Genomic DNA, 16,535 nt, shown 5'->3' on the forward strand with positions numbered 1-16,535 from the left:
CCCACCCTACTTGCTTACTGTTCAATAGCTTTGCGATATGCACTATAACCGCTGTTTCTAGCTAGTGCAGCATCTACTTCAGAATTACCTTGAGCTGCGAGCCACGCGTATAAGTCATCGTACAAACCAGTGTTTGCAGCCAAGAACGGAAGCAACTGCGAATATTGCGCCATTTCAAATTGCTTTGAAAAATCGCTACTTTCTTCAGCTTCTTTTGACGTGAATCCACCGGCTTCCACTATATTTTCTTGAGAGTCAAATTCGCCTTTTGATACTTTTTCAAATACGGATCCTGGCTCAAATGCAGGTGTGTACTCCGCATCAGAATTGTTAATATCGAGATTATTAGAGTCGAGATTCGTAGAGCTGAAACTATTAATATCAAGATTATTAGAACCTGTATTTGCAATACTAAAAGCTGAAGCATCGGCAATATTCTCAGCAAAAGTTTCAGCTGAATTCAATGGAGATGCTGAAAATTCTTGAGAACTTTCGTTTTGCAATACATTTGTTTCCGGGCTAACTTGCATAACTGGAGAAACCGAATTGACTTGAGAATCTTGAGCAACCGGAGAGATTGCAGAAACCGGATCAACTGAATCAGCTTGATCAACTGAATCAGCTTGATCAACCGTAGAAACCACAGAAAGTGCAGAAACCGAATCAACCGCAGAAACCGCAGAATCTTGTTGCGAAGGTTCTTCTTTAGTCGCACTTTCTTGCTGAATTGCTTGTGCGTCTGCAAATAAATTACGCGGCTCTACAGGAGTCTCCTGCTGCTCTCGCATAACAGGCAAAGTTACATCATGATTGATTGGAGCAACATCTGTTTGCGAATCATCATTGAGATGAGTTTGATTTTGCATGCCTTGTTTCCAAGACAATCCAGGATGCGAAACTGATTGAGCGCGGAAAACACCTGTTGGCTCGCCAGCGCGCAAATCAAGAATTTGATCTACCGATAAATCTGAAGCTGCAGGCTCATCATGCGATTCATCTGTAGCATAAGAGAACAGATTGCGCACTTCGTTATCTTTTTCAACTTCAGAAGATTCTTCTTCTACATGCACAAAATCAACAGGAACATCGCCGAATTGCATGCGCATTAAATTATCTGGAAGCTGAAAATCGACATTAGGCTCCAATCGCAGCAAATCACCATTTGCGCTGACTAGATATGTGCCATTAGTTGAATTTAAATCTCGTATTGTTGCCACGCCGCGCATATCTACAATTAGCAGCGCATGCCTCTTTGACATAGAACGTTTGTTATCTACTATGTCGACGCGCGTGAAACCATCTTCACGCAACGGGCGTATAGGCTTTCGACCAATCTCTACAGACTGACCTGCACCCACACGTGCCTGCTCGACACCACCAACTGTAATCATCCAGCGCTGCACGGTTTGTCGCTCACTCACGTGATCTGCTCCCTTCAAAAAACACACTACTTACTATTGTGTCATGCTTTGTGTATATTGCGCTAGTATTTGTTGATTTTAAGCATAAAAAATAACAAAAGGCTCGGAAGAAACTCCCGAGCCTCGAAACTTGCGATATTACCACCCGTCCCTAGCGGAAAGTAACAGCGCAAAGCACTCGGCATTAATCAGTTGACGTAGCATGAATCAATAGTAAAAAAGGAAATTTTGGCAAACTATATCAACAAGCAAACGCAAACCAATTAATTGCTGTATAAGACTAAAAATCTACACAGCGCGCCAAGCACAAAATTTTTATAAAAGCACTTAGTCTAGCGCACCTTTTAGCACACTAGACTAAGTATTTCACAGTAAAATCGACTCAACGATCAACCATAAGCCAAAGCTTAAAATGATTCATCGCAGAATCAGCTTTTAGCTTAGTGACGGATCTTGCGAAGAGCAGCACCCATGCCAGCAAGCACAGAAGCAGCAACAGCAGCCATAGCTACAGCAGCACCGCTCTTAGGAAGCTGAGCGGCAGCAGAGGCAGATGCACCGTTTGCGTCAGCAGCATTGTTCTTCTTGTTGTTCTGCTGAGCAGAAGCCTCAGCAGCCTTAGCTTCCTTACCGAACTTACCGCTCATAGCAGAAGCATAAGCATGCTTCAAACCAGGAACAGCTGGAACCTTTGGATCCAAAGGATCAGAAGTCACAACTGGTGGCAACAAAGCTGGGTTCACACCAGCAGCAACAGCCTCATTGTAAACATCCTTGTAAGCCTGCAAAGCCTCATTATAAGCTGCTACAGCAGCCAAATCCTTTGCCAAAGCATCATCATAAGCAGCCTTAGCCTTAGCCAAAGCAATAGTTGCACGCTTAAGATGAGCATCAGCACGATCTGCTGCATCACTCAAACGAGTAAGGGTAGCAGAATCATTCACGCCAGAAGCCAAGAACGCATTGAGTTTTTGATGAGCAACAGTGGCTGCATTATCGCGTGCATTGAACTCAGCAATAGCAGCAACCAAAGCCTTATAAGCATCATCGAAATTCTTCTTAGCAACAGCAAGCAAATCATCCTTGTTGTCCAAGTTCATCTTAGCAAGACGAACCTTGTCAATAAGCTTCCTCTTAGTCTCATCCTCAGTTGGGCCAGTGAAGTCACTAAGATCAGACTGTGCCTTTTCCCAAGTAGCCTTAGCAGTAGTTAACTTAGAATTTGCAGTCTGCAACTTATCATAAGCTTCATTCTTAGCATTCAAAGCAGCATTCTTCTTAGTTTCAGCAGCAGTCTTAGCTTGATCAGCAAGAGTCTTCTTAGCTTTAGCTGCAATAATAGCGTCTTTCTTATCTGCATTCTCAGGCTTGGTCTCGTCCAACGCAACGAGTGGATCAGCATCAGCAGCATCAGCAGCTTGCTTCTTAGTATTATAATCAGCTACTGCAGCATCGTAATCAGCAGCAGCCTTATTATATGCAGCCTGTGCACCATCTTTTTCATCGTTAACAGCCTTGAAAGCCTTATCATACTCAGCTTTAGCATCCTGAACTCGAACAGTGCACCACTCAAGAGAGTGATCCTTGCATGGGTTGTCATCCTTCACAGCCATTGCTGGAGCAGCAAAAGCGAAACCAGAGAGGAGGGTGGCGCCAGCAGCGAATGCGGCGATAGCCTTCTTATTCAACATAATATTTTCCTTTCTTCTTCTCCTTCGTGCTAGGTACACGAAGAAAAATCTGCTGTGCAACTCCAAACGGAGCCACACACGCCCGTCAACTAGGAATGACCGGCGTTTGCTATTAAGATACCCCCCCCCCGTTCGCAAAAGTCAAGAGCCAACACGCAGCTCATTAACAAAAAACATCGATGTTTTTGCGGAAATATTTCAGTCAAACTGTTTTTAAGAGTAAAAAATACAGTATTGCGCGTTATTTTTCGTAAAAATGTCAATTTCAAGGTTTTTAAAGATTTTTCTCAGAAAACTCTCAGGAAACTCTTGAATACTCCACCAACCAGCCGCAAAACCGTTGCAATATAGCCACTCTTGTGCGACACGCCGACAACCCGCTTCTCGCGTATCGCACGCGGCAGAAACTTTACAGCGGTGTAAAGAAACGGTCGGATGCGCGCGGAAAAGCGGCAAAAACTGTGCAGCGGAGTAAAGGAAAAGTCGGCTACGCACCTTAATCCGGCAAAAACTTTACACGCGCAACAAAAAAGGCGGCAGGAATAATCCTACCGCCTAATTTTCACTATGCACACACGCATAAAACTGCGTTACGCGCAAAGCAACAAAAAGTTAGAACTACTTAAGTTCAACGGAAGCGCCAGCCTCTTCGAGGGCAGCCTTAGCCTTCTCAGCGTCTTCCTTCTTAGCCTTCTCGAGAACAGCCTTTGGAGCGCCGTCCACGAGAGCCTTAGCTTCAGCCAAGCCGAGGTTGGTCAAAGCACGCACAGCCTTGATGACTGCAATCTTCTTATCGCCAGCAGCGGTGAGAACGACGTCAAACTCGTCCTTCTCTTCCTCAGCAGCACCAGCAGCAGCTGGAGCAGCAGCAACAGCAGCTACAGGAGCAGCAGCTTCGACATCAAACTTCTCTTCGAATGCCTTGACGAACTCAGAGAGTTCAACGAGGGTCATTTCACCAAAAGCTTCAAGAAGCTCTTCACTAGTGAGCTTAGCCATAATTGGCTTCCTTTCTTACTTGGCCGGGCATACCTTATGCCTTACGACCATAACATTTTATATTTGGTTGGTCTCATGCAGCAAGCTGCAAGGGAATCAAGCGGCCTTTTCCTGCTTCTCGCGCAAAGCGTCGATTGTACGAACTGCCTTGGTTGGCAATGCGTTGAACAGGTAAGCGGCCTTGGACATGGTGCCCTTGAGCGCGCCGGCCATTTCGGAAAGCAACTGTGGGCGCGACTTCAAGTCGGCGAGCTGCTTTGCACCTTCGGCATCGTAAACGGTTCCGTCTGCGAAACCGCCCTTAATGACGAGGGCTTTATTCTCTTTGGCAAAATCACGCAAGGTCTTAGCAGCCTCAATGAAATCACCCTTAACGAAGGTGACTGCAGTTGGGCCGGCGAGAAGCTCGTCGAGACCTTCAATGCCCGCTTCCTTAGCAGCAATACGAGCAAGCGTGTTCTTAGCCACAGAGTAGGAAGTATCGCGGCCTAGCTTTTCGCGCAGAGTAGAAATCTGCGGAACGGTAAGCCCGCGGTACTCGGTGAGGTAGATAGCGTCTGCATTACGGAAAAGTTCCGTAAGCTCGGCAACTACCGCTTCCTTTTCGGGCCTCTTCATGGCGTTCCTTCCTAAATTGGCCGTAGGTGAAAGAAACGCATCAAACTTAATTAAACAGGGCAATAAAAAAAGCCCTGCGCACTGGCAGAGCAACATAAGAAGCACTAAAGCGTGCTTAAATTTTCGACTCATAACGAGATCCGCTATAAATCATCGCTCAACCTGTGCTGGCCTGACACATCAATTTCAGGAATCTCACGACTCCGCCAACGGTCTGTGGTTTACGTTGGGTAAGTTTAATACGCCACTAAGACAATGTCAAGAGAAATATTATGAAAATAAAATAGAAACAAAAAATAGAAATAAAATAAAATAGAAATAAAAAAGAGGGCATGTAATTTACATACCCTCTAATTTTTTAATTTTTGCTTTTATATTTTTGTTTCACAAGTTCACTACTTGTAAAATGCACTCTTACATTAAACGCACATTTACATTAAACGCACATTTAAAGCACAGCGTTAGCAACAAAATCAAGTAAGAACAGCAAAGAGACAATCCAAAGCATTGGATGAACTTCTTTAGCACGCTTCTTGCAAGTCATTACCAAGCAGTACATGATAAAGCCAGCGGCAATACCATAAGAAATGTTGTAAGAGAATGCCATGAACACTGCAGCGAAGAATGCAGGAATTGCCTCAGAAATATCATCCCAAGCAATTTCCTTCAAAGAGCTTGCCATCATGCAACCAACAACCACAAGCACGCCGGCAGTTGCAGCAGCAGGAACAGCAGAAACTACAGGAGCAAGCACTATAGAAAGCGCGAAGCAAATAGACACAACTACGGAAGTCAAACCGGTACGACCACCAGCACCAATACCTGCAGCAGACTCTACATAAGTAGTGGTGTTAGAAGTACCGAAAATTGCACCAACAGAAGTTGCTATGGAATCAGCGAACAAAGCACGATCCATCTTGGAGCTAAAGCCAGAGCCGTTTTCAAGAGCCTTTTCATCAGCCTCAGAGAAGATACCAGTACGACGACCAGTGCCAATGAAGGTACCCAAGGTGTCGAAAGTATCAGACATTGAGAATGCAAAAATCGTTATCAAAACAAGCGGAACGCGCGAAGGGTCTGCAAACAGCGTTGAGAAGCCTTTGTCGCTAAATATTGCGCAGAAAGTAGTTGGCAAATCGTGGAAAGCGCCCATGATTGACACAGAGTTGTTCATAGTCGTCAAACCCATTGGAATACCAATGATAGCTGTAACGACAATGGAAATAAGCAAAGATCCACGAACATTCAACACAGTAAGCACGATTGCCAAAAGCAATCCAATGAGGAACAACCACAATACTGGGTTCTTTAAAACAGCAAGACCTGGAATTGCAGGAGTTGCACCAAAATGAGACGCAATTTTTGCAGCTTTATCATCCTTTGGAGTGAACTTAATCAAATCAACATTCACCATGCCGACATAAGCCACAAATAAACCAATGCCACCGCCGATTGCGTGTTGTAACGAAGTCGGGATGGCACGAATAATCATTTTACGAATTTTAGTAACGGTAATAATAATGTTAATTAAACCGCATAAGAACACCATACACATTGCATGCTGCCAACTAAATCCTAAGCCTTTTACGACTGTGAACGTAAAGAATGCATTTAAGCCCATTCCAGCAGCCTGAGCGTAAGGCACGTTAGCAAATAAGCCCATAACAAGCGTGCCAATAATAGCGGCAATAATTGTTGCTAAGAACACGCCACCCCATGGCATACCAGTTTCTTTTAATACAGTTGGATTTACGATGATAATGTACGACATCGCGAAGAATGTAGTGAGACCTGCAGTGATCTCCGTTGATACATTCGTGCCGTTTTCTTTGAGATGGAAGAACTTTTCCATATACTCTCTGTTCCTTGGTTTACAAGCGCAAAAGACCAGAAAAAGCGCAGCGAAAGCACTTGAGCAATCGCGTACGCAATTACATTTGGGCATTCACGCAGAGGTTACTGCGACTCGTCGAATGAACGAAGGCATCACAAAATCTCACATAAAATTATGAAAATTGCGAAACCTTTGAACAACCGAACAGCATTGACCTTACGCGCACGTGCTGACCAAGGAAATACACTTAAATCAAAAAAGTATATAACAAATCAGCCAAAACGACCGGAAATATAACGCTCAGCTTCAGCGTTGCGCGGATTGTTGAACATAGTAGTCGTGTCTGCAAAGTATTCCAGATGACCAGGCTTACCGACAGCCTTCAAATTAAAGAATGCAGTGTAGTCAGCAACACGCGCAGCTTGCTGCATGTTGTGAGTCACAATCACAATCGTGTAATCGTTTTTAAGCTCATTAATCAAATCTTCTACAGCCAACGTAGAAATTGGGTCGAGTGCCGAGCAAGGCTCATCCATAAGTAAAACTTGCGGATGCACAGCCACCGCTCTAGCGATGCAAAGTCGCTGCTGCTGACCGCCAGAAAGACCAATACCCGGCTTATCTAAGCGATCCTTAACTTCATTCCACAAGTTCGCGCCTCGCAAAGCCCACTCAACTAAATCGTCAGCATCACTTTTAGCAATTTTGCGATTATTCAAGCGAACTCCAGCAAGCACGTTTTCGCGAATAGACATAGTTGGGAAAGGATTTGGGCGCTGGAAAACCATGCCAACATCGCGGCGAACAGCCACAGGATCCACGTCTTTGCCGTATAAATCGCGGCCTTCAAGAAGCACTTGACCTTCTACGCGCGCGCCCGGAGTGATTTCGTGCATGCGGTCTAAAGTGCGCAAAACTGTTGATTTTCCGCATCCGGAAGGTCCGATAAAAGCCGTCACTTTATTTGGCTCAATATTGATATTCACGTCTTCTACAGCAAGAAAATCACCATAGTAAATATTCAGATGCTTCACATCAATTCGCTGACCCATTTTATGCTCACTTTCTAAAAATTTAATTTGCTTTGCTTTGCTTGATTTCGCTTTATCTCGCTTTTACAGAAAACACTCGAGCTACAACTCGTCCCAAAATATTTAGCAACAATACCAACACAATAAGCGTTAAAGCTGCAGCCCACGAGCGCTCCATAGGAATTGACGTTACACAAGAAGCCGGCGCGTTAGCCGGGCAATTCGCAGAAAGCTTGGAATATTCCTGGTAAACATACACCGGCAAAGTCGTCATTTGCCCGTCAAATAAATTGAGATTCGTTGAAGCAATAAAGCCTGAAGCCATAAGAAGTGGCGCAGTTTCACCAATAACGCGCGCAACCGCAAGAATACAGCCAGACACAATTCCCGGGAGAGCAGTGCGCAAAACGATTTTTGTAATTGTGCGCTGCTGAGTAACTCCCAAAGCAAGAGACGCCTCGCGTAAATCGTTAGGCACGATTTTTAGCATTTCTTGAGAAGACTTCACAACTGTTGGAATCATAAGAAGCGAAAGAGCAACAGATCCTTCAAAACCATTGATTGTGCCAGGGCCAGCAAGAAAAGCAAACATTGAAAACGCAAACAAGCCAGCAACAATAGACGGAATACCACTCATAACGTCAACAAGCAGATTAATTATGCGCGAAATTTTGTTTCCGCGAGCATACTCAACCAAATAAACAGCACACATTAAACCAATCGGAATTGAAATAACCATAGCACCTAACGTTATTTCAAGAGTTCCAATAATCGCGTGCAAAATTCCGCCGTAACCGCCAGTTACAGTAGCATTTCCGCCCACAACGTAAGTCATGTTATGAGTGAGAAAATCAAAATTCAAGCGCTTAATACCATTGATAATGGTTGTTAAAAGCAAAGAAATAAGTGGAATAAGCGCCACAACAAAAGACAAGAAAATCAGCACGCGCATAAGCATATCTTTACGTTTGCGCGCAGCTATGTGTGAGCGAGTTGGGCGGAATTTGTTGAAGTCAATAACCGGAGCTGCGGAATTCTCTGCGGAATTCTCAGCAGAACTTTCGACAGACTTTTCGGCAAAAGTATTTTCGCTAAGCACTTCAATATTATTAATTTGATTCCCCATTTATGCGCCCGCCTTTCCTGTGATTTTGCGAGCAATAAAGTTGACTGCAAAAGAAATAACGAACAAAACTAAGCCGGTTGCAATAAGCGCACTTACGCCAAGTCCGTTTGCTTCCGGATACTGCGCTGCAATATTTGCTGCGATAGTTTGATTTTGAGAAGCCTTGAAAATATTGATACCAAAAGTAAATCCAGGAGACAAAATCATCAAAACTGCCATCGTTTCACCCAAAGCACGACCCAGCCCAAGCATAGAAGCCGACACAATACCAGACTTTGCAAACGGCAGAACCGCTAATCTAATCATCTCCCACTTTGTAGCGCCGAGCGCAAGCGCACCTTCTTGCTGCAAACGCGGAGCCTGCTGGAAAATATCGCGAGCCATAGAAGTAATAATCGGCAAAATCATCACAGCCAAAACTAATGCAACCGTAGCAGCAGAACGAGAAGGATTAGCCGCCGGACCAGAAAATAACGGAATCCAGCCAAAAAGTTTAGAAACCCAATCCCAGAAAGGATACATAGCTGGAACCAAAACCAATCCGCCCCACAAACCATAGATTACGGACGGAATTGCCGCAAGCAAATCAATTACTCCACTTAAAAGCGGAACAATTTTTTTAGGTGCATAATACGAGATAAATAGAGCAATACCAATTGCCACAAAAAATGCGAACAGCAGCGCGAGCGCAGACATAAGCACTGTGCCAAAAATAAGCGGAGCCACATAGCTTATAAAATCATGTGCCTTACCACCAGTAAAATCAGCAAACACATGACTTACTTGATCGTGATTTCCACTTAATAACGGCAAAGCACAAAACAGAAGAAATACTGCAACTGCCGTAAGAACAAGCAAAATTAGCATGCCACAGCCTGCAGCCACGCCTTTAAAAAGACGGTCCGCAAGATGAGTGCCAACATAATTTTTTCTATTGCTCTCAGAAATTTTAGCAGTTTCGTTTGCACTATTCGCGACTGCTTTCGCATTTTTCGTAGAACTCAATCATTCTCCTTTATAACCGATATGTTCATAATATCAGTTTGTAAAGTTTTTTATTTTCCTGTTTTAACAGACTTAATCGATGCGTTAATTTTGCTTACCAAATTTTGTGGAAGTGGAGCTGTTCCAGCAGCAGAAGAAGCAGCATTCTGCCCTTCCGCGCTAGTTACGTAGCTAAGCCAAGACTTCACAAATCGAGCAGTTCCTGCATCTTTATAAACCGGGCAAGCAATATCGTAAGAAACTAACACAATTGGATAAGCTCCCTCAGATTGCGTATTGTGATTAATTTTCATAACAACGCGATTAGGATATTTTGCATAAGCGTCTGCGTTAATTTCAGAATCAGCTAAAGTTTTAGAAGCAGCTTCCGGAGAAATCTGATTATAAGTATCCCCCACTTTCACTGCAACAGTGCCGAGCTTACCGACCTGTGAAAAATCAGCGTAACCAATCGCACCATTCGCCATGCGAATAGTAGATACAACGCCCGAAGTTCCCTTTGCACCTTGACCGACATTATTTGGCCAGTTTTCGCTAAGATCGTGCGACCAATCGTCTGGAGCCGCATCCTTTATATAGCTTAAGAAATTCTGCGTTGTGCCAGACTTATCGGAGCGGTGAACAACAGTAATCGGGGTGTTTGGAAGCTTTAGCTTAGGATTCTGCTTCTTGATATCGTCATCATTCCAGTGCGTAATTTTTCCGTCGAAAATTTTAGCAATCGTAGAAGCATCCAAATTAATATGCTTGCCAGCGTCAGAAACGCCTTTTAGATTGAAAATAATCGCAATTGGTGAAACATACACAGGCACGTCGAAAGCCGTAGTTCCATTAGCACAAACCGACTTAGACTTTTCAACTTCGTCGTTACTCAACGCTTTGTCTGAACCAGCCCAAGCCGTGGCTCCCGTCATAAAAGTGGTAACGCCAGCACCAGAGCCGGTTGGATTGTAGGCAATTTTTGCACCCGGATTTTTAGATTGGAATCCTGCAATCCACGCTTCAATTGCAACCTGCTGGGAAGAAGCGCCCGAGCCTTGGAAATTGCCGGAAATTTTTGCATTTTGCGCGCCAGTTGCGTTGTTGCTGCCAGCTGGACTATTGTCGCCGCAAGCAGCGCAGGTTGCGCACAAGCCGAAAGTTAGCGCGGCCGCAGCAATACTACGGAATTTAATTGCGCTTTTATTCGTATTTAGTTTTGTTGTAATTATCTTGGTTGCATTTGCCTTGGTTGCATCCAATTTGTTCATATTTAATTTGTTCATATCGTTACGCATATTCTTCTTTCCTTTCGCGAAGAATTGCCTTGCACCCCACCACATTTTCGCGTTCCTATAGCCGTATTGCGAATTGGGCGCATTTTCTTAAATTACCCTATCTTTTTTTTATTAACGCAACCATCGTAAACAGGTGGGTAAAACCTCACCGGCAAAAATAAAGTGGGTACCAAAAATGGCGGTATTTGGTGCTACTTATTGCGCTATTTGCGTAAACGTAGGGTGGCGACCACATCAGCGTGTCGAAATGTCACAAATTGCGAATTATATTTACAGTAATTTTTGCAGCCGTGTCCGCGTATTCGGAGATATCGAAAGCGCGGAAAGTTTCGTATTCAGTGTCTGCATTATCACTCATTGCGCGCACAATAAGCGCAGGAACGTCATTACGAGCAGCAACATGCAAGACAGCAGCACCTTCCATTTCAACTGCATCTGCTTGAGTAGCTGCAATTACTTCTGCTACTTTTTCTGGAGAATCAACGAAATATCCGCCGGACGCAATCGTTCCAGCAATATGCGTGATTTTCATGTCAGTTAATACATTGCTAGCTACTTTAAGCAAGTAATCATCCGAATGAAATTCGCTCGCAAATGGCTTCCACTGACCGATTAGACGCATATCAGTATCGAGATATTTTACAGTTTTCCCAAGAACAACATCGTTCGTATGCAAATTTTTATTAAGATTTCCTGCAATTCCAGAAAAAATTACAGCTTGAGGATTGTATGTGTCAATAAGATACTGCACAGTTGCAGCAGCATTTACTAAGCCCATTCCGCCAACCGTAGCTGCAACTTCGATTTTACTGCCATTCGCCGAGTCAATAGTACCGCAAGATACGTCAAGACTCGCAGCCTTCTTGTGACTTACGTTTTCAAGCGCGCTAGCAATATGCGCAACTTCCTCCTCTAAAGCGCCAACAATAGCAACTTTAGTAATTTTCTCAGTATTAGTCATTAGCAGAATCATCCTTTTTTACTTCGCTACTTACGCATTTATCGTTATTCTTAACCAAAAACACGCATACTAAAGTCATAATAACAAAAGTCAAAGTCGCAATCTTCAGCAATGCTCCGCACGTAAAATCAAACCAAGGATTCACAACAGGAACATTGAAAAACGCAATAATTTGATCCTGCAAAGCAAGAAAAGCAAAAAATCCAGCTATAAGAAGCACACAAACTAAAGTACCAACAATGCGACGCCATTCTCGGGCAAAAACAATTAAAGCAATTCCAGTTACAAACGGCATAAAAACGCTAAACCACAAAGCAGAAAACATAACAAGCGTATACCCAGCACTATGCGTGCCACGATACCATGCAAAAGCCAACAAAAGCACACCGTTGTAAATCAAAGCTAACAATATATAACGCACCACCGGTAATGCTTTACACATAAAACCTTTATTCGCTTTATTAGCTTTATTCAAATCTTTGTTATACATTTCAACACACTCCCTTGTACGCAAAATATAATGCAAAAATAGGCGGCAAATACAGTAAGGAATATAAGCCAAGTAGAAATTAATTGAGATTATCTTACTACAATCTCTAATCTCTAAGCTCTACGGCGAGTTGCTACAGATTTAGCTAAAATTCTTAGCAAATTGGCAGTATCTTCCCAAGAAATGCAACGATCCGTAATAGACTTGCCGTACTCAAGCTCGCTAAGAGGAGCAGGATCTTGATTGCCGCCCTGCAAGAAGCTCTCCATCATAACGCCCTTAATGCCCTGCTCGCCAGCAGCCAAACGATCCGCAATCTCGCGCACAACCTCAATCTGGCGACGCTCATCCTTGCCGGAATTACCGTGCGAACAATCCACAACCACGCCATTAGAAGCCACACAACCAGTTCCCAAACGCAAACGAATTGAAGCCACAGCAGAAGCAACCGACGCAGCATCATAATTCGGACCCTTACTAGATCCGCGCAAAACCACGTGGCAATCCGGGTTACCAAGAGTCTGCACAGCACAAGCGCGACCAAGATGATCAATACCAAAGAACGTATGGTGCTGGCTCGCAGCCAAGCAACCATTCACAGCCGCAGAAATCGAACCATCAGTAGCATTCTTAAAACCAACCGGCATAGAAAGACCACTAGCAAGCTGACGATGAATCTGAGACTCGGTATTACGTGCACCAATCGCACCCCAACTCACAGCATCAGCAATAAACTGAGGGCTAGTCGGCTCCAAAAACTCAGTAGCAGCAGCCAAACCAGCATCCAATACGTCAAGCAAAGTCTTACGCGCGAGTAACAAACCCTTATGAATATCATGCGTTCCGTCAATATCTGGGTCGTTAATCAAACCCTTCCAGCCAAGAGCCGTGCGTGGCTTTTCAAAATACACGCGCATAACAATAAGAAGCTCACTTTCAAGCTCAGCACGCAACTTAGCTAAACGACTCGCATAATCAAGAGCAGCCTTAGGATCATGCACAGAACACGGGCCAACAATAACCAGCAAGCGATCGTCGTCACCATTCAAACAGCCACGAATCTCATCGCGCGACTCAGCAACAATATCCTGCGCATACGGAGACAACGGCAACTCGCCAAGCACCTGAGCAGGAGTTGGAAGCGGCTCAAGCTCAAGCACGCGGCGGTTGATAATGCAATCAACGCCAACCTGGTCCTCCCAACGCTGGAACTTAGAAGAATTAAGCTGATTTTTTCCGACCTCAACAGCACGACGTACAGACTGAGCATCTTTTTGATCTTGAGCTTGCATAAAACCCACCCAATTCTAAATAAATTACGCTAAATTACGCCTAGACGTAACGGCTTGAGCTAAAGTATACAACAATTCTTTAGTAGAATTCCAAGAAATGCAAGAATCAGTTATAGATTTTCCGTACTCAAGCTCGCTTAAAGGAGCAGGAGCTTGATGCCCACCCTTTAAGAAGCTTTCCATCATAACGCCATAGACTCCGCGCTCGCCCTTAGCTATGCGCTCTGCAATATTCTGAACTACTTGAGCTTCACGAATTTCATTCTTGCCGCAATTTCCGTGAGCAGCGTCAATAATAATGCCCCTAGTGCACATACTTTGCTGGGCATGTTTATCGTAAGAATCAAGAGCTTGCAACGCAGATTTTACAGATTCTGCATCATAATTAGGGCCTTTATTAGATCCACGCAACACAATATGGCAATCGAGATTACCTTTTGTTTCGGCAGAAATAACACTACCGTCAAGATTAATAGAAAGAAAATGATGCTCAAAACTAGCCGTGTAACAAGAATCAGCTGCTGCTTTAATAGAACCATCCGTAGCATTCTTAAAGCCAACAGGCATAGAAAGACCGCTGGCAAGCTCGCGATGCACTTGAGATTCAGTATTGCGAGCGCCGATTGCACCCCAACTAACTAAATCGCATAAATACTGCGGAGTAATAGGATCAAGCCATTCCGTAGCGGTAGGCAGACCAAGCTGCAAAACATCCAAAAGAATTGAACGAGCTAAACCCATACCTTTTCGAATATTAAACCTGCCGTCTAAATCAGGATCGTTAATTAAGCCCTTCCAGCCAACAGTTGTGCGCGGCTTTTCGAAGTAAACGCGCATCACAATCATCAGCTGATCGCTTAAATCTTTAGCAACTTCAGATAATTTTTGAGCATATTCATGAGCCGCCTTTGGGTCGTGAATAGAGCAAGGACCTACAATTACGAGCAAACGATCGCTTGTGCCGTGCAAAATATCGCGAATTTCTTGGCGAGATTTTAACACTAAAGAACTAATTTCAGGAGCAATTGGCATTGTTTGTATAAATTCGCGAGGAGCTGGAATAGGATCAAGCTGACGAATATTCACATCTACTGTTTCCGGAAACACGGCACTACTATCTAGCTGCAAAGTAGCGCAAGATGCGTTATTACTAGTGTTATGAATACTCTCCATCCGTATTAATCCTCTTACAGTAGCAATACGAGCAATATCTACTAATTGCAAACAAATATTTATGCTTCTAAACATATTCACAGTATCATATGGAGATACCTGTGGGAATTACCACATTGAGTGTGGTCGGTGTTTGCATCTTGAATAAAGATGCAAACACCGCCGAACTCGCGCAGAGAGTCCACTGGACTCTCTGCGCGAGTTCGGCGATCTCGAGTAGGCTAATTTCCCTGTGAAATTAGCCTAGGCGAGAGCGCCCATTGGGTCCCACGCCGGTAATACGATTGCTGGTTCTTCTAGGGCTTTGCGATATTCTTCCGGAAGCAGATTCTTCGGCACTGCAACTTCGTACACATACTCAGTAAACCAGTCGTCACTCATCGTAAAGTAACCCTTATCTGCAATATCAGTGCCCCAAGAGTTCTCTACGCGCCAACGACGAGTAGTCGTACCATCATCAGCAACATCCACACCAGCAAAAGCCATAGCGTGATTCATCGCAGAATCAGCAAAACGCACACGCGCTTCCTTATCCAAATCAAAATCAACGCCATAAACGCGACCATATTCGAACAAATCAGTAGCCCAAGCGCCATTCTCGCGATCCATCATAGGATGGCAGTCGGCGCCAAACCACACTGGAATGCCCTTCTCAACCAAAATCTTACGCACGCAATCCTTCATAAACTGGTTTGGCACGTTCAAATATTCGGTTGCGTCTCCGCCAGCAACATTACCCAAGTGCTCAATAGCAATTTTCTTGCCCTTAGGATGTTCAGCGCGAGGATCGTCAACCAAGCACACATAATCCTCAAGACCAGCATTCACGTACTTCTTCCAGAACTCAACTGGCGTAATCTCACCATCGCGATGGAACTTGCCGTCGCTATCAGTCCACTCCCAATCGAAGCTCTTAGGTGGCTCACCCAAGTGGATCGTCAAAATCCTGTGACCTGCAGCAGTAGCATCCGCAATAATCTCATCAATTTCAGTAGCATTCGCATACATATGAGCAACAGCAGTATGCAAAAGCGCACGCAACTGCGTATTCATAGCGCCAGTATTCTTAGAAGAAGCGGTTTCTGGGAACAAATCCTTAGGAACAGCACCATACTTCTTGTAAACGTTCATAGCCATGGTCCACTGGCCGCCGTCGCCCATAACATCGTGCAACAAATGCTGAATCAAACGAGAATCTGAAGGCTCACCTGCACGCACCAAAGCCGCAACATCCTTCAAGAAGTAGTTAATTCGCTCAAGCTTGTCATAGTACATTGCGTAGTTCTGAGAAAACTCAAATTCCTTCAAACCAAGCGACTTCTTCGCAATGAAACGAGCCACGTTCAACGAGCTAAACAACCAGCAACGGCCAGAACGATCCTGATGTGTTGCATCTCCGTTATCAACAATGGTAGAAAAACGACGCTGCAATAAGCGCGCACGATCATAATTACGCGCGACTTTATCAATACCAGCAGCAGTCACACCATTCATAGCTAAACGGTTTAAAGGATTTGCGTCAAAATCCTCACGCAAACCTTGTAATTTTTCATCAGTTAGAGCAGTGATTTCAGTCACAATGCTACCTTTCCTGTTAATTATCAATATTTATTTCAA

At 44.2% G+C, this 16,535-nt stretch carries 14 protein-coding genes; all 14 read right to left on the reverse strand.

Annotation, left to right across the window (positions count from 1 at the left end; genetic code table 11):
- Nucleotides 1-14: 14 nt before the first annotated feature.
- The 14 genes from AC1EK3_RS04150 to AC1EK3_RS04215 all read right to left on the reverse strand — a co-directional run bounded on the left by AC1EK3_RS04150 (nucleotide 15) and on the right by AC1EK3_RS04215 (nucleotide 16,496).
- Nucleotides 15-1,421 carry a variant leucine-rich repeat-containing protein gene (locus AC1EK3_RS04150; RefSeq protein WP_480033156.1) on the reverse strand — a complete coding sequence of 469 codons (1,407 nt, stop codon included), beginning with the start codon at nucleotides 1,419-1,421 and terminating at the stop codon, nucleotides 15-17.
- A 440-nt stretch (nucleotides 1,422-1,861) separates the two neighbouring features.
- Nucleotides 1,862-3,112, reverse strand: coding sequence for a hypothetical protein (locus tag AC1EK3_RS04155; protein ID WP_480033155.1), 1,251 nt, complete (start codon nucleotides 3,110-3,112; stop codon nucleotides 1,862-1,864).
- A 618-nt stretch (nucleotides 3,113-3,730) separates the two neighbouring features.
- Nucleotides 3,731-4,111 (reverse strand): 50S ribosomal protein L7/L12, encoded by a 381-nt coding sequence (gene rplL, locus AC1EK3_RS04160; protein ID WP_119487302.1) that lies wholly within the window; start codon nucleotides 4,109-4,111, stop codon nucleotides 3,731-3,733.
- Between the two features lie 96 nt (nucleotides 4,112-4,207).
- A complete protein-coding gene (rplJ, locus tag AC1EK3_RS04165) occupies nucleotides 4,208-4,729 on the reverse strand; it encodes a 50S ribosomal protein L10 (RefSeq protein WP_012913809.1) in 522 nt (173 codons plus the stop codon).
- Between the two features lie 448 nt (nucleotides 4,730-5,177).
- Nucleotides 5,178-6,581 carry an NCS2 family permease gene (locus tag AC1EK3_RS04170; protein ID WP_480033154.1) on the reverse strand — a complete coding sequence of 468 codons (1,404 nt, stop codon included), beginning with the start codon at nucleotides 6,579-6,581 and terminating at the stop codon, nucleotides 5,178-5,180.
- 254 nt (nucleotides 6,582-6,835) lie between these two features.
- Nucleotides 6,836-7,615 carry a phosphate ABC transporter ATP-binding protein PstB gene (pstB, locus tag AC1EK3_RS04175; RefSeq protein ID WP_004105584.1) on the reverse strand — a complete coding sequence of 260 codons (780 nt, stop codon included), beginning with the start codon at nucleotides 7,613-7,615 and terminating at the stop codon, nucleotides 6,836-6,838.
- Nucleotides 7,616-7,667: 52 nt separating this feature from the next.
- The gene (gene pstA / locus AC1EK3_RS04180; RefSeq protein ID WP_480033153.1) at nucleotides 7,668-8,720 is read right to left on the reverse strand and encodes a phosphate ABC transporter permease PstA; all 1,053 of its coding nucleotides are present in this window, start codon (nucleotides 8,718-8,720) and stop codon (nucleotides 7,668-7,670) included.
- Nucleotides 8,721-9,668 (reverse strand): phosphate ABC transporter permease subunit PstC, encoded by a 948-nt coding sequence (gene pstC / locus AC1EK3_RS04185; protein WP_480033205.1) that lies wholly within the window; start codon nucleotides 9,666-9,668, stop codon nucleotides 8,721-8,723. It lies immediately after the preceding gene.
- Between the two features lie 107 nt (nucleotides 9,669-9,775).
- A complete protein-coding gene (pstS, locus tag AC1EK3_RS04190; protein WP_480033152.1) occupies nucleotides 9,776-11,047 on the reverse strand; it encodes a phosphate ABC transporter substrate-binding protein PstS in 1,272 nt (423 codons plus the stop codon).
- A gap of 205 nt (nucleotides 11,048-11,252) precedes the next feature.
- Complete coding sequence (gene mtnN, locus AC1EK3_RS04195) at nucleotides 11,253-11,963, reverse strand: 5'-methylthioadenosine/S-adenosylhomocysteine nucleosidase (RefSeq protein ID WP_480033151.1); 711 nt, start codon at nucleotides 11,961-11,963, stop codon at nucleotides 11,253-11,255.
- Entirely contained in the window at nucleotides 11,956-12,453 is a 498-nt protein-coding gene (locus AC1EK3_RS04200; RefSeq protein WP_480033150.1) for a hypothetical protein, read from the reverse strand. Before AC1EK3_RS04200 ends, mtnN begins: the two co-directional genes overlap by 8 nt.
- A gap of 113 nt (nucleotides 12,454-12,566) precedes the next feature.
- Entirely contained in the window at nucleotides 12,567-13,745 is a 1,179-nt protein-coding gene (locus AC1EK3_RS04205) for a 3-deoxy-7-phosphoheptulonate synthase (RefSeq protein WP_480033149.1), read from the reverse strand.
- Nucleotides 13,746-13,769: 24 nt separating this feature from the next.
- Nucleotides 13,770-14,918: a 3-deoxy-7-phosphoheptulonate synthase gene (locus AC1EK3_RS04210; RefSeq protein ID WP_016636742.1), complete on the reverse strand. Its 1,149-nt coding sequence runs from the start codon at nucleotides 14,916-14,918 to the stop codon at nucleotides 13,770-13,772.
- 243 nt (nucleotides 14,919-15,161) lie between these two features.
- Nucleotides 15,162-16,496, reverse strand: coding sequence for a C1 family peptidase (locus AC1EK3_RS04215; protein ID WP_004105599.1), 1,335 nt, complete (start codon nucleotides 16,494-16,496; stop codon nucleotides 15,162-15,164).
- Nucleotides 16,497-16,535: the final 39 nt, after the last annotated feature.

The sequence above is a fragment of the Gardnerella sp. C0026F2 genome (assembly GCF_056590715.1).

Bases quoted from the DNA above. Each gene is read 5' to 3' on its own strand.
- AC1EK3_RS04155 (WP_480033155.1), bottom strand. From the start codon at position 3,112: ATGTTGAATAAGAAGGCTATCGCCGCATTCGCTGCTGGCGCCACCCTC.
- rplL (WP_119487302.1), bottom strand. From the start codon at position 4,111: ATGGCTAAGCTCACTAGTGAAGAGCTTCTTGAAGCTTTTGGTGAAATG.
- rplJ (WP_012913809.1), bottom strand. From the start codon at position 4,729: ATGAAGAGGCCCGAAAAGGAAGCGGTAGTTGCCGAGCTTACGGAACTT.
- AC1EK3_RS04170 (WP_480033154.1), bottom strand. From the start codon at position 6,581: ATGGAAAAGTTCTTCCATCTCAAAGAAAACGGCACGAATGTATCAACG.
- pstB (WP_004105584.1), bottom strand. From the start codon at position 7,615: ATGGGTCAGCGAATTGATGTGAAGCATCTGAATATTTACTATGGTGAT.
- pstA (WP_480033153.1), bottom strand. From the start codon at position 8,720: ATGGGGAATCAAATTAATAATATTGAAGTGCTTAGCGAAAATACTTTT.
- pstS (WP_480033152.1), bottom strand. From the start codon at position 11,047: ATGTGGTGGGGTGCAAGGCAATTCTTCGCGAAAGGAAAGAAGAATATG.
- mtnN (WP_480033151.1), bottom strand. From the start codon at position 11,963: ATGACTAATACTGAGAAAATTACTAAAGTTGCTATTGTTGGCGCTTTA.
- AC1EK3_RS04200 (WP_480033150.1), bottom strand. From the start codon at position 12,453: ATGTATAACAAAGATTTGAATAAAGCTAATAAAGCGAATAAAGGTTTT.
- AC1EK3_RS04205 (WP_480033149.1), bottom strand. From the start codon at position 13,745: ATGCAAGCTCAAGATCAAAAAGATGCTCAGTCTGTACGTCGTGCTGTT.
- AC1EK3_RS04210 (WP_016636742.1), bottom strand. From the start codon at position 14,918: ATGGAGAGTATTCATAACACTAGTAATAACGCATCTTGCGCTACTTTG.